6 protein-coding genes are annotated in these 13,917 nt (G+C 61.4%); 5 read left to right on the top strand and 1 reads right to left on the bottom strand.

Features of this window, described 5'->3' with window-relative positions:
• The first annotated feature begins 212 nt into the window (after positions 1-212).
• The 4 genes from K8W16_RS10905 to pbpC all read left to right on the top strand — a co-directional run bounded on the left by K8W16_RS10905 (position 213) and on the right by pbpC (position 12,248).
• Positions 213-2,114, top strand: a complete 1,902-nt coding sequence (locus K8W16_RS10905; protein ID WP_304123640.1) for a TRAP transporter large permease subunit — start codon at positions 213-215, stop codon at positions 2,112-2,114.
• A 23-nt stretch (positions 2,115-2,137) separates the two neighbouring features.
• Positions 2,138-4,129 (top strand): FAD-dependent oxidoreductase, encoded by a 1,992-nt coding sequence (locus K8W16_RS10900; RefSeq protein ID WP_304123639.1) that lies wholly within the window; start codon positions 2,138-2,140, stop codon positions 4,127-4,129.
• A gap of 160 nt (positions 4,130-4,289) precedes the next feature.
• Complete coding sequence (locus K8W16_RS10895) at positions 4,290-9,866, top strand: MG2 domain-containing protein (protein ID WP_304123637.1); 5,577 nt, start codon at positions 4,290-4,292, stop codon at positions 9,864-9,866.
• Positions 9,867-9,923: 57 nt separating this feature from the next.
• Positions 9,924-12,248 (top strand): penicillin-binding protein 1C, encoded by a 2,325-nt coding sequence (gene pbpC, locus K8W16_RS10890; RefSeq protein WP_304123635.1) that lies wholly within the window; start codon positions 9,924-9,926, stop codon positions 12,246-12,248.
• Positions 12,249-12,337: 89 nt separating this feature from the next.
• On the opposite strand, the gene K8W16_RS10885 is transcribed toward pbpC, so the two are convergent.
• Complete coding sequence (locus K8W16_RS10885; protein WP_304123633.1) at positions 12,338-13,291, bottom strand: RluA family pseudouridine synthase; 954 nt, start codon at positions 13,289-13,291, stop codon at positions 12,338-12,340.
• Positions 13,292-13,507: 216 nt separating this feature from the next.
• On the opposite strand from K8W16_RS10885, the gene K8W16_RS10880 reads away from it, so the two are divergent.
• The coding region (locus K8W16_RS10880; protein WP_304123631.1) for a S1 RNA-binding domain-containing protein at positions 13,508-13,917 on the top strand (410 nt) is incomplete at its 3' end.

Raw genomic sequence — 13,917 nt, 5'->3', positions numbered from 1 at the left:
GAACGCCAGAGATGGATTCAGGCCATTGCACCTCTGCATGAGGCATGGATAAGCGACGTCGTCAAGCGCGGCGCATGCACGGAAGAAGAGGCCAGAGCCCTCTTGAAGGATACCCTGGATACTGCGAAGGCCATATACGAAAAGCAGGCAGATTGAAATCTGTAATATCAGCATGGGAGGCGAAGTTCTTTCACCTCCCATGAGGAGGACGTATGCTGCGTGTTCTTGATTCCTGTGCAGATGTTCTGACTTGTTTTTCACGACGGGTGAACGGTCCGCTTTTTATTCTTGCGGGTATTTCCCTCATCATTATGGTGATCCCCACGATTCTGGATGTGCTTTCAAGGGCGGTGTTTTCCCGCTCCCTGGCCGGCACGCTGGAAGTAGTGGCCTTTGCTCAGTGCCTGCTTGTTTTCGCCTCGCTGGGGTATATTCAGGATGAGGATTCGCATATCCGTGTGACGCTTCTGACGGAACGGCTTTCTCCTCTGGTGCGCAACGGACTGGAACTGTTCAACAGGCTGGTGCCTCTGGGGTTTATTGCTCTTTCCTGTTACAGCCTTGTGCTGCAGGGAATATCCAAACAGTTTTTGGGAGAAACTTCCAATCTTCTGCTCTGGCCCCTGCATTATTTTCTTTTCTTCGGCGCGCTGGGAGCCGCGGCCTTTGCCCTGTCTCTGCTTGCCGGGACGTTGCGCGTGTTGGCCGGGCTTTGCAGAAATGGAGAATACCTTTCCCTGCTGGGCGGGCTGACGGGTTCCCTGCTCATGTTTTTCCTGGCCGTATATGCCGGGGAGCTTCCCCTGGCCTCAGATCTGCGGGTTCTCGGCGCAACAGGCCTGTTCTTTCTCATGGTCGTGATTCTCCTGGGTATGCCCATAGGGCTGGCCATGGGAGTGGTGGGCTACATCGGCATGCTGGCCATGTATCCCGGCATTGAGTCTTCCTTGTCCATGTTGGGCATGGGCATGTACAATACCGCCGCCAACTACGGTTTCTGTATTGTTCCTATGTACATACTCATGGGAGAGCTGGCGAAGAACAGCGGTATCAGCCGGGATCTTTTTCAGGCGGCGAGCATGTGGCTGGGGGGGTGCCCCGGCGGTATGGCCATGGCTTCTCTTGCCGGTTGTGCCGGCTTTGCAGCGGTTTCCGGCGACTCCATGGCCACGGCGGTGAGCATGGGCTCCGTGGCGCTTCCCGAAATGCGTAAGAAGAACTATCACCCCGGTTTTTCCTGCGCAACCCTGGCTGCGGGGGGGACGCTCGGTATACTCATTCCTCCGAGCACGGGGTTCATTTTTTATTCTCTGGTGACGGAAGTATCCATCGGTAAGCTTTTCATGGCCGGTGTCGTGCCCGGTATCCTGCTGACGGTATTTTTCATCATCGTGGTGTATGTCTACGCCAGGCTCTACCCCGGGCTGGCTCCCGCCGCAGAAAAGACGTCGTTTCGGGAAAAGGTGGTTGCCCTGAAAGGCGTCACCGTCATGGTACTGCTTGTGGGCTTCATTCTCCTTGGGATTCTCCTCGGCTGGTTCAGCCCGAGCGAAGGCGGCGCGGTGGGTGCAGCCGTCACCTTCCTCTATGCTCTTGCCAGAAGGCGTCTGACGTGGAAGGGCTTTCTCTCTTCCGTGTCCACCACGGTCACCATCACTTCGGAACTTTTCCTGGTCCTTATCGGTGTGGGCCTTCTCGGGTATTTCTTCGCTGCCACGGCTCTGCCTTTCGACCTTGCCGATATGGTGGTGGGAATGCACGTCAACAAGTATGTGGTGTTTGTGGCTATCGTGGTGTTCTACATCATCATGGGCTGTCTTCTGAATGTCATTCCCATGATGCTGCTCACTCTTCCCGCCATCTACCCCACCGTGCTCAAGCTGGGCTTCGACCCTGTGTGGTTCGGCGTGGTTGCCGTGGTGCTCATGGAAATGGGGCAGATCACGCCGCCTGTGGGCATCAATGTATTCGCCATGGGCAGCGTGGCCTCGGATATTCCACTTTCTTCCATCTTCGCCAAAATCCTCCCCTTTTTCCTGTGCATGATCCTGCTGGTCTTCATGTTGCTGCTTTTTCCCGAGCTGGCACTGTGGCTTCCCGGTATTCTGTTCTGAAAATATTAAAAAAGGATAATATTATGAGCGCGTATCAGAAACATTTTCCCCATCTGTTCTCTCCTCTTGTTGTCGGCAAGAAAAAGAAAGTCTTCAAAAATCGTATTCTTGCTACACCCATGATTGCGCCTGGTGCCTTCACCAACGATTATAACGGTATCATCAATGAGCTCGGGGTAGAGTACTATACTACCTTCGCCCGTGGCGGATTCGCCTCCTGCTGTATTCCCATGGAAGTGCCGCGCGACAGCGGCCATATGGGTTCCATGGCATTGGATGAGGAGCACAAGGGCTTCATTTTCATGCATCTTGCCCAGAGGGCCATACATGCGTTCCGCTGCAATACGTTTGTGGAAATTTATCATCCCGGCCTGTGCATGCTGCCCGATTTAGGTCAGGAGATCATCAGTGCGAGCCCGATGGTGTACAACGGCAGACAGGTGCGAGGTATGAATGAGGAGGACATGGCTTCCGTGACTGCCATGTACGTTCAGGCCGCCAGGGAAGGGAAGCGCGCCGGATTCGACGGTATCTGTCTGCACTACGCGCACGGGTGGCTCATGAACAACTTCCTGTCGCCCCTCAGCAACAAGCGAACGGATCAGTATGGCGGTTCTGTGGAAAACCGCTGCCGTTTCCCCCTGCATGTGCTCAAAAGCGTGAGGGAAGCTGTGGGCGACGATATGGTCATTGAAATCCGTATGAACGGTTCTGACCGCGCGGAAGGCGGTATCGTTCCTGAAGATGCCGCCCAGCAGGCACTCATTTTCCAGGAATATGCCGATATGATTCATATTTCTTGCGGAACGCGTCTGGACGCCCTTGCCCGGCCTAAGATGCATCCCACCTGTTTTGTCCCCCCCGCGCATAACCTGGATGGGGCGGCGGCTTTGAAGAAGGCTGGGGTGAAGGTTCCGGTGGGTCTGGTGGGACAGGTGCATGACGCAGTACTTGCGGAACGGCTGATAGAGGAAGGTCTCATCGATTACATGCTGATGGGGCGGCAGGCCGTTGCCGATCCCGAATGGCCCAATAAAGTTAGGGAAGGGCGCCTTGAAGATATACGTCCCTGCATCCACTGTGACTACTGCACGGACGGCGGTCGCCGTGCGGCCCTGACCACCAGTGTTTCCATCAACGTGGGTGCCACGTTCGACTCCCGTTGTTCCGTGAATCCGGAATTCGGGCAGGGCATGATCCGCAAGCGCTTCTTCCGCGACGGCAGAAAGAAGAAGGTGGCCGTCATCGGCGGCGGCGTGGCCGGTATGGAAGCGGCAGCCACGGCTGCGTCGCGTGGCCATAGCGTGACGCTGTTTGAGAAGGGTGACGCCCTCGGCGGCCAGCTGAGAATGTTCCCGGAACACCTCTGGTTTAAGAAGGAACTGCTCCGCTTCAGGGAATATATGATCACCCGGGTCAGAAAAGCGCAGGTCGACGTGCGGCTCGGCACGCTGGCGACTCCCGAGCAGATTACCGAAGAAGGATTCGATGCCGTCATCGTCGCCGTGGGTGCCAAGCAGAGCGTGCCGCCCATTCCCGGTATTGACGGCAAAAACGTATGTATGGCGTGGGATGTCTTCGGCCATGAAGACAGGCTCGGCAAAAACATCATCATCGTCGGCGGAGGCGCCGTGGGTTGTGAGCTTGCCATACAGCTCGGCGGCAACGGACATACGGTCACGCTGCTGGAAATGTCGCCCTATTACGCTGCCACGTCGGAAATCTCCGAACGCATGAGTTTCGGGGAATTCATGGAAAAGAACCATGTCGACGTCAGGCTCAATACCCGTTGTCTGGAGATCACGGATACGGGGGTAGTTGCGGAAGGTGAAGGCGGGACTGTCGTCCTCAAGGCCGACAGTGTCATCGTTTCGGCGGGTTCCAGTGCTCTGGAAAAGGAAAGGGATGCTTTCTCCGGAGTCGCCATGGATGTGATTCCTGTGGGGGATTGCGTGCACGCTTCCAACATCCGTAATGCCGTGGATACGGCCTGGTGCGCCGCGAATACGCTGTAACGTATCCTTTGGGGAATGATCTCCCCGCAGACGACGCCCCGGAGGCTTATCGCCATGCCTCCGGGGCGTCTTTTATCTTCCGGGAGGGAAAATATTCGTTCTTGTCAGAAAAAGGCAACTCTTTTATGCTGGGGCAAACCCTTCATCAGGGAGGATTTTTATGCGTTATCGTACGGCGTTGCTTACCGTTTTGCTGTTGTGCTGCATGGTTGTTCCCGCTTTTGGGGCTTCCCGGGTGGCTCCGGCGTATGTCCGCGCCGTCGTCACGGCGCCTCTTGAAGGGAGCGATGCGCTCAGGCTGTATCTTGAGCCGGACGAGCCCCTGTGTAGAAAAGCCTATGGCAGGGAGTGGGCAAGCCGCTGCGCGGTCAGCCCGGGCAGGGACGGCGCACCCGTGGCGGGGGTCGGCCTTTCTCCCGATATTCCCGGCGACTGGCGCTGGGAAGGTGACAGCGCTTTTGTCTTCCGTCCGAAAGAGCCCTGGCCGGAAAACACGGCCTTCACGATTTCTCTTTCCGAATCTTTTCTGCCTGCACGCGCGAAGCTGAGCCGTACGCGGCTTTCCTTTTCCACGCCGCCTCTGGCCGTCCTCAGGATGGAAGGCGCTTTGTGGGTAGATCCGGATCTTGCCGGGGAAAGGGCCGTGTCCTTCGATATTTCCTTCACTACTCCGCCGGATCGGAGCATGATTGAGCGTGATGCCGTCATCAGCGTTTCCGACAAGGCTCTCAGGCTCGGTACGCCGGAATTTGTCTGGAGCGGGGGCGCTTCCTGCCTTGTCAAGGCGCGAGTGCTTTCTCTGGCCGGGGAACCTTCTCAGGTCACGCTTTCTCTGCCGGGCGTCGCCGGGGAGGTGCGCGGCGACGGTACGGCCTGGGAAGTGCCCGAAGGGCGCGCTGTGGCCGCGCAGCAGGTGACGGTTCCGGGGAAAAGCACGCTTTTTACCGTGCGCCGCGCTTTTTTTGAGGCCGCACGCGATGAAAATCTGGCCGGTGAGTACCACCTCACGCTGGAAACTACCCTTCTTGTGAAGCCTGATGCCGTGGTCCGGGCCTTGAAGGCGGTACAGCTTCCCCGCAGTATGGAAGAAAGTGCATATTCGTCCACGGTGTGGACGGCGGCTCCGGTCATCGACAACGAGACGCTCTCCCGCGCAAAAGCCGTGCGCGTGGAGCTTTTGCAGAGCGCCGACGCACCTGCGGACAGGATGAGCTTCCGCGTTATGGCGGAACCGGGCGCGTATGTGCTTTTCGACCTGCCGGAGGGCTTCGGCCCCTCGGAGGAATATTCCCTGGCGCGGCCGTGGCGGGAAGTGTTCCACGCGGCGCCCTTCCGGCCGGAACTGGATTTTCTCCAGCCAGGCAATGTGCTCGCCCTGGGGGGCGAACGCAAGCTGGACATTCATTCCAGCGGCCTCACGTCCATACGCTGGCGGACGCAGCGCGTGCTTGACCCGTATCTCGGTTTTCTTGCCGCCATGCCTTCGCCCTTCAGCGACGCCATCCTTCCCCTCGATGCCGTAACCGACAGCCGGGAAGGCGTTCTTTCCCTTTCCCGCACGCAGCCCGGGGTGCCGCAGTTTTCCGTGCTGGACGTGACGCCTCTTCTCAAGGGCGGGCACGGCCTCATGCGCCTTGAACTGACGGGCATGGACGGAGACAGGCCTGTGGCTCGCGCGGAGCGCTTTCTGCTGGTGACGGACATGGGCATGATCGTCAAAAAAGGCGCGGACGGCGGGCGCGACGTGTTCGTATGCTCCCTTTCCCGGGGAGAACCTGTGGCCGGGGCTGTGGTACGCATACTCGGGGCCAACGGGCAGCCTGTGGCCGAAGCCGTGAGCGACGCGCGCGGCCGCGCGCATCTTCCTTCCGTTTCCGGGCTTGCCCGGGAGAAAAGGCCTGTTGCCGTGACTGCCCTTTCGCGCGGGAGGGAAGGGGAGGACATGGCATGGCTTTCCCTCGACGACTACAGCCGGCAGGTGGACGTTTCCCGCTTCCCCACCCAGGGGCAGACCAGCCATGCCGACGGCGTGAACGCCTATGTTTTCAGCCAGCGGGGCATATTCCGGCCCGGGGAAACGCTGCGCTTCGGCATGCTGCTGCGCCGGGGAAACTGGCAGGAGCTGCCTGCCGACATGCCCTTTGTCGCCGAAATTCTCGACCCGGCGGAGCGCACGCTTCTGGAGCGGCACTTCACCGTGGGGCCGGACGGGCTGGCGGAACTGGCATGGAAACTGCCTGAGGACGCGCCTTCCGGCCGTTACCGCCTCAATGTGCGCACGCCGGATAAGCAGGGCATGGACGTGGTCCTGGGCTCCGCCGCCGTGCGTGTAGAGGAATTTCAGCCCGACACCATGGAGCTTTCCCTTTCCCTTGATCCCGCGCCCGGCAGGGGCTGGCTGGAAGCTTCCACGGCACAGGTGAAAGTCTTTCTCAGGAACCTCTACGGCATGCCCGCTGCAGACCGCCGTCTGCGCGGCCGCCTTTCGGTATGGCCCGCGCCTCTTTCCTTCCCCGGGTATGGAGATTTCACGTTCCATGACGCCATGCCCTATCAGGGGTCTCCCCTGACGCTGGAGCTGGGCGAGCTTCGTACCGATGCAAAGGGCTGTGCCGTGCTGCCTCTGCCTTTGGAGAAGCTGCGCGGCGGAACCTTGCACTGTCATGTGCTGGTGGAAGGCTTTGAAGCCGGGGGCGGAAGAAGCGTGAGCGAAGAGCTTGACTTCCTCCTTTCCCCCTTGCAGAGCGTGCTGGGCTTCAGGCCCACGGGTACGGGAGGCAACCTTGATTTCATTCCTCAGGGCAGCGAAGCGGGTCTGGAATTTCTGGCCCTCGGCCCCGACCTTGCGCGTGTCGACCCCGGGGAGCTTTCCTTCCAGGTGTCGGAGAGGCGCTATGTGACGAGCCTTGTCACCGACAGGGAGGGCCGCTACCGCTACGAGGAAACGCCGGTGCTCCGTGTTGTGGCGGGCGAGGGCAAAAGAGTGGATGCGGAGGGACGTCTGGTCTTTACCCTACCCACAGGACAGAGCGGCGAATATCTGCTTTCCGTGCGAGATAAGCAGGGACGCGTCATGGCGCAGACGCCCTTTACCGTGGCCGGCAACAGCGACCTGCGCCTGGCGGGCCGGAAAAAGCTTCCTTCCGGCACGCTGCGCATGCATCTGGAAAAAACGGAGCTTACCTCCGGGGAAAAAACGCGCTTTTTCCTTTCCGCGCCGTATGAAGGCACGGGGCTTGTCACCTTTGAGCGCGACGGCGTGGAGGCCTGGCGCTGGTTCCGCGCCCCCGCCGGGGACAGCGTGCAGGAGATAGAGGTGCCCGCAGGCTTTGAGGGCCGCGCCTATGTGCATGTTTCCTTGGTGCGCTCCCTTTCCTCGAAGGATGTGTTCATGCAGCCCTATGTCTTTTCCGTGGTTCCCGTTTCCGTAAACGTGGCGCGGCGCGACATGGGACTGAAGATGACGGTTCCATCCGGCCCCGTGCTTCCCGGAAGTGTCATTACTGCGAGCCTTTTCTCCCGTCATGAAGGTAAGGCACTGATTTTTGCCGTGGATGAGGGCGTGCTCAGCCTCACCGCCTTCCCCACTCCCGACCCGCTGCGCTATTTACTGGACGACAGGGCGCTGGAAGTGGAAACCATGCAGATGTTCGACCTGCTCATGCCCGAGCACGGATCGTTCCGCATGCCTGCCTTCGGTGGCGACATGGGCATGGCCGGAGGGCGCTTCCACAACCCCTTCAAGCGGAAAGACGAGCCTCCCATGAGCTGGTGGCTCGGCCTTGTGGATGTGAAGCAGGGAGAAAACGCCGTGGAGATACCCGTTCCCGGCTACTACAACGGCACGGTGCGCGTCATGGCAGTGGCGGCCTCTCCGCAGGCGGCGGGCAGTGCCGATGCCAGAGTGGAGGTGCGCGCGCCCGTGGTAGTCACGCCGCAGCTTCCGCTTATGGCTTCTCCGGGCGACGTGTTCGAGGCGGCCGTGGCCGTGGCCAACCATACCGGCGCGCCTCTGAAGGCCGGGCTTTCCCTGGACTTCGACGCGGCGCTTCGCGTGCTGGAAGGCCCGCCCTCTTCGCTGGACGTGGCTCCCGGCGAGGAAGTGGTGCTTCCCTTCCGCGTGGAAGTGGGGGATACGCCCGGAAACGCGCAGGCGCGCTTTACCGTAAAGGGCGAGGGCATCCTTGCGGAGCGGGAAGCTTCTCTCTCCGTCCGTCCGGCTTCTCCTCTGCGCGAGAGCCTGAAGGCAGGTGTTGCCTCTTCGTCCATGGCCCTTTCCACGGGTCGCAGCCTTTACCCTTATGATGCGAAGGGCTCGGCCTCGGTGTCGGCCCTGCCGCTGCCCGCCCTGCGGGGACTTGTGCGTTACCTTGAAATCTATCCTTACGGCTGCGTGGAGCAGCGTATCAGCCGGGCCATGCCCTTTGCCCTGCTTATGAACAGGCCCGAGCTTCTTTCCGAAGCCTCCCGTCCGCCTGAAGAGGCGCGCAGGATGGTGCGGGATCGGCTGAATGAAGCCGTGCGGGCGATACAGGGAGCCTTGCAGTGGCGCGGTGTGTCGCCCTGGCCGGGAGGTGAGCCTGAGGTACTTGTCACGGCCTATGCCGCAGATTTTCTCCTTACCCTGCACGAGGCCGGTGCGGCTCTTCCCGGAGGCCTTCTTTCCGAGGTCATGGGAGCGCTGGAAAAAGTGCTGGACCGCGTGCCCTCCTCGCTGGAAGAGGGGCGGGCGCAGGCCTACGGCCTCTGGGTGCTCACCCGCGAGGGCCATATCACCACGCAGGCCCTTTCTCAGCTCGTGGACCAGCTGGAAGAGCGTTTCCCCGCATGGAGGGAAGACGTGGCTTCCTCTCTGGTGGCCGCCTGCTGCGCTGTCATGCGTATGAACGATGACGCGGCAAGGCTTATTGCCCTGTACCGTCGGCCCGGGGCCGGATTCCGGGGCGACACTCTGGACGCGCTGGCAGCTCAGGCGCTTCGCGTTTCGGTGGTTGCGAGGCATTTTCCGGCACTTCTGGAGAACATGCGCTCTGCCCTGGCCGAGGAACTTGTGGACGCCACGGGCGGCGGCCGCTATGTGAGCCTTTCCGCCGCTCTGGCCGTGAGGGCTCTGCTCGACCTTGAGCAGGCTGCCCCCGTGCCTCAGGGCGTTTCGTTGCGCTGCACGGCCATGCAGTCCGGCTTTGAGGAAGATTCCTTCCTGCCGAAGGAGCTTCACGGCATGCTCACCCTTTCCGCGCCGGGCTGCGCCTCCTACGAGCTGACCATGCCCGAGGGAGGCATTCCCCTGTACTTTGAGGTGTCGGATCAGGGCTATGACCGCAACGTGCCCGAAGGCGCGCTTTCCGAGGGCATGGAAGTGACGAGAAGCTATCTTGACGGCGAGGGGAATGTCGTGACGAAGGTCCGGCAGGGCGACGTCGTTACGGTGTCCGTCACTGCAAGGGCGCACGGAGGGGTGCTGAAGGATGTGGCTGTCGTCGACCTTCTGCCCGGCGGCTTTGAGATGGAGCTTGCCGCCCCTGTGAAGATGGAGAACACTCCGGACGGCCGTGCCGACCGCCGGGAAGACAGGATGATATTCTTCACTTCTCTCGGCACGGAGCCTTCCACCTTCACCTACGCCGTGCGTGCGGTCAATAAGGGCGTGTACGCCCTGCCCGCCGTGCAGGCGGAGGCCATGTACAACAGAAGCGTTCACGCCCATTCCCCGGGCGGGAAGGTGATTGTGGAATAAACGCGCGCCCCTTCTCCGCCGGGCGGGGAAGGGGCGCTTGTTTTTCAGGAGAGTGCGTTGCGCGGTCACAGAATACGGCGGGCGGCCCTTGCCGCGCTTTTTCTTCCTGTGGTTCTTCTCTGGGGCTGGCTGGCCCTGAGCGCAAAGCCGCCGCTTCTGGAAGGAGTGGAGTTCTCGCCCCTGGTGCTGGACGGCGGAGGTTCCCTCATGAGGATGGGCCTTACCTCCGATGAGAAGTATCGCCTGCGCGTGCGTCTGCACGAAGTTTCGCCCGAGGCCGTGCGTGCTGCGCTGCTCTATGAAGACAGATACTTCTACCGTCACTTCGGGGTGAACCCCTTTTCCCTGCTGCGTTCTGCCCTGTCCATGCTCGGCGGTTCCCGCCGCATGGGAGGTTCCACCATCACGATGCAGGTGGCCCGCCTTCGCCTCGGGCTTGCCACGCAGAGCGTTACGGGCAAACTTGTGCAAATGGCCCGGGCGCTTCAGTATGAATATCATTACGGTAAGGACGAGATTCTTGAGGCCTATTTCAACCTCGCGCCCTATGGCGGCAATGTGGAGGGCATAGGCGCGGCCGCGCGCATGTATTTTCATACGCGGCCGGGCGACCTTTCCCGCGAGCAGGCCCTTGCCCTGGCCGTCGTGCCTCAGAATCCGGTGCGGCGAAGCCCTCTGGGAGGGCCGGATTTCGATGCGGCCCGACGGAGGATGCACCGTCTCGCCATGGAGGGGCAGGACGGCTCAGGACGTGAAAAGCGCATGAGCCTTTCCCTTGCGGGGGCGCAGGCTTCCCTTCGCGTGTATGGTCCTTCCGGCCTGCCTTTTGCCGCGCCGCACCTCACAAGCGAGCTTCTCCCCCTTTCCCGTGGGGGGGAACCGGTGCGCACGTTTGTAGACAGGGGCGCGCAGAATATTCTGGAAAGGGCTCTGTCCGGCTTTGCCGCCCGGGGCAGGCGCTACGGCCTGCATAACGCCGCGGCGCTGCTCATACACTGGCCGAGCATGGAAGTGCGCGCGCTGGCCGGTTCGGCGGATTTTTTCCATGCCGCCATTTCCGGCCAGGTGGACGGCACGCGGGCAAGGCGCTCCCCCGGATCCACACTCAAGCCCTTCATCTACGCCCTGGCCCTGGATCAGGGGCTGATACACCCGCGTACCCTGCTTGCCGATTCGCCGCGCAGTTTCGGCGGGTATGACCCGGAAAATTTCGACCGCGTGTTCCGGGGGCCGCTTCCTGCGGAGGAGGCGCTCCGCGCAAGCCGCAACATTCCGGCCATAGCGCTGGCCGCGCGCCTTCGGCCCGGGCTCTACAGTTTTCTGCAAAGGGCGGGGGTGGAGCTGCCTTTCAGCGAGGAGCATTACGGGTTGAGCCTGGTACTCGGCGGGGCGGAAGTATCCATGCGCGAGCTCGGCGGCCTGTATGCCATGCTGGCCAACAGGGGCGTGTGGAGGCAGATCCGGCTTTTTGCCGGGGAAGAGCGGAAGGGCGCCGTGCCTCTTCTTTCCCCGGAGGCGGCCATAGTGGCGCTCCGTATGCTGGAAGACGGCGCGCATGCGGTGCGCGGCGCTTCCGGGCTCCTTCCTCTGCGTGTAAAAACCGGTACGTCCAACGGATTCCGCGACGCATGGACGGCGGGCGTGGTGGGGCCCTATGTGCTGGTGGTGTGGGCGGGCAATTTCGACAACACGCAGAACCCGCTGCTTGTGGGCGGGGAAGTGGCCGCGCCTTTGTTCGCCGATATCGCCCAGGCCCTCGCCGCAAGGGACGCCTCCATGGTCGACCTCATTCCCCGCCAGCAGGAAGGTTTGAACATCACTCGGGAAAAAGTATGCGCGGCCACCGGGGACCTCGACATTTCCCTGTGCGGGGAGGTGGTGGAGACATGGTATATCCCCGGCCGTTCGCCCACGAGGCCTTCGGGAGTGTTCCGCACCATTCTCATAGATAAGGAAACGGGGCTTCGCGCCTGCGAGGCCGTGCCCGGCCGCACGGAGGAGAAGGTGTGGGAGTTCTGGCCTTCGGACCTGCGGGCGCAGTTCCTGCGTGCGGGCGTGGTCAAGCCGCCGCCCCCGCCCTTCGGCCCGGGCTGCGGACAGGAGCGCTTGCCCGGCATGCCGCCGGACATACTCTCGCCCAAGGAAGGCGTGGTCTATCAGCGCAGCCTTTCTTCCCCGGAGAGGAGCGTCATAGCCCTCACGGCAGGAGCCGATGCGGACGCAGGCGCGCTGTTCTGGTTTGTCAAGGACCGCTTTCTGGGCCGTTCCCTGCCGGGAGAGCCCCTGTTCTGGAATCCCGACGACGGGGTGCATGAGCTTCGGGTGGTGGACGACAGGGGCAGGGCCGCAAGCCGGACGCTGGTGGTGAAAACCCTGCCCTGAGGCCGGGTTGCCCGTGCCGGGAAAGAACGCCTTTGCGGCGGCATGACCGCCCGGGAACATCTGGAAAATGCCGGGGAGAGAAACGGCTGCTACCGTTGCGGCCTGCGGCCGGGGCATGCCGCCTTCCATTCGCCTTTCCACGGGGGCGGAAGTTCAAGACTCCGACATTCCCCGCCCGGAAGGGGCAGCTCCAGGCGGAAGGCATGCAGCTTCAGGCTTTCGCAGGAGCCTTTTCCATACCACGGATCCCCGGCTATGGGGTGGCCGCGCAGGGCGAGCTGTACCCGTATCTGATGAGTTCTGCCGGTGAGCAGGCGCACCAGGAGCAGGGTGTATTCGCGGTCGTGTATGCGCCTTTTTTCCAGAGCCGTGACCTCGCAGCGGGCTTCTTTGGCTTCCGCTTCTTTTTCAGAAGCGGCGCGCATGCGTTTCGTTGTCCCATCCTTCGCCAGAAAGTCGTACAGTTCCCGCTTTTCAGGGTGAGGCCATGCACCTTCCACCCAGGCAAGGTATTCCTTGCGCGGCGGCGTGCCCGCGCGCCCGGCGAGGGCGTCGGTGAGAAGGCGCACGGCGGCGTAGGTCTTGCCTGCCACAAGCAGGCCGGAGGTGTCCTTGTCCAGCCGGTGTACGGGAGCGGGTACGAAGTCGGCGCGGGCGCGCTCCCCGGCAAGCCTTGCGGCTATGCTGTCCGTATGCCCGGTGCCGCCCTGCACGGGAAGCCCGGCGGGCTTGGCGATGACGATAACATCCTCATTTTCAAAAACGATATCAAGAAGCGGCGCGCCATGCTCCCGGCGTGAAGCGCCCTCCCCGCTTCCTGCGGGCTGGCGCTCGGCAAAGGGCGGTACGCGCACCATGTCGCCCTCGCTCAGGCGGTCGAAGGCTTTGGAGCGCGCGCCGTTGACGCGCACCTGCCCGGTGCGTATCCAGCGGTGAAGGTCGCTTGCGGGCGCGCTGATGCGTCGCTGGAGAAAATTGAGCAGCTTTTGCCCCGCTTCCGCCCTGCTGACGGCGAGAGCCCCTGTATCCTTGCTGTTTTCCATGGGTTTTAAATGATCCTTCCGCAGCGCGTTTCATGCGCCGTGCTTTGGAGAAGCATAAAAGGTTTCCCTTTTTGCGTCCAGATTGCGCAGATGTGGAAAAAAGGGCGTTTCCCCGGAAAGGCGAAAGAAACGACTTGTGTATCCATGGCATTCCTGATATGTAGAGAAACCTGCCCGATGAGGGCAGAATTCTGTTTGTTAGGTTGGAGGATCCGTATGGCAACTGCCGAAAACATGGAAAACCAGATCGATTCCGAAATGAGCTTTGCGAGCGCGCTCGAAGACTATCTCAACCCCGACATGGGTGACCTTGAAGAAGGTTCCATCGTCAAGGGCGAAGTCGTGCGCGTGGACGACGACACTGTGCTTGTGGACGTGAATTTCAAGTCCGAAGGCCAGATCCCCGCTGAGGAATTTCGGGACGCTCAGGGCAATATAACGGTTAAAGTCGGCGATCGCGTCGATGTGTACGTTGCCCGCAAGAACGAGATGGACGGCACCATCACCCTTTCGTTCGACAAGGCCAAGCGTATGCAGCTGTTCGATCAGCTTGAAGAAGTTCTGGAAAAGAACGGCGTCATCACCGGCACCATCACCCGCCGCATCAAGGGCGGCTACACCGTCGA

The organism is Mailhella massiliensis, assembly GCF_020741395.1.
Taxonomy (GTDB): Bacteria; Desulfobacterota; Desulfovibrionia; order Desulfovibrionales; family Desulfovibrionaceae; genus Mailhella; species Mailhella massiliensis_A.
This window is presented reverse-complemented; position numbering and strand designations above follow the sequence as displayed.

Bases quoted from the DNA above. Each gene is read 5' to 3' on its own strand.
- K8W16_RS10895 (WP_304123637.1), top strand. From the start codon at position 4,290: ATGCGTTATCGTACGGCGTTGCTTACCGTTTTGCTGTTGTGCTGCATG.
- K8W16_RS10900 (WP_304123639.1), top strand. From the start codon at position 2,138: ATGAGCGCGTATCAGAAACATTTTCCCCATCTGTTCTCTCCTCTTGTT.
- K8W16_RS10905 (WP_304123640.1), top strand. From the start codon at position 213: ATGCTGCGTGTTCTTGATTCCTGTGCAGATGTTCTGACTTGTTTTTCA.
- K8W16_RS10885 (WP_304123633.1), bottom strand. From the start codon at position 13,291: ATGGAAAACAGCAAGGATACAGGGGCTCTCGCCGTCAGCAGGGCGGAA.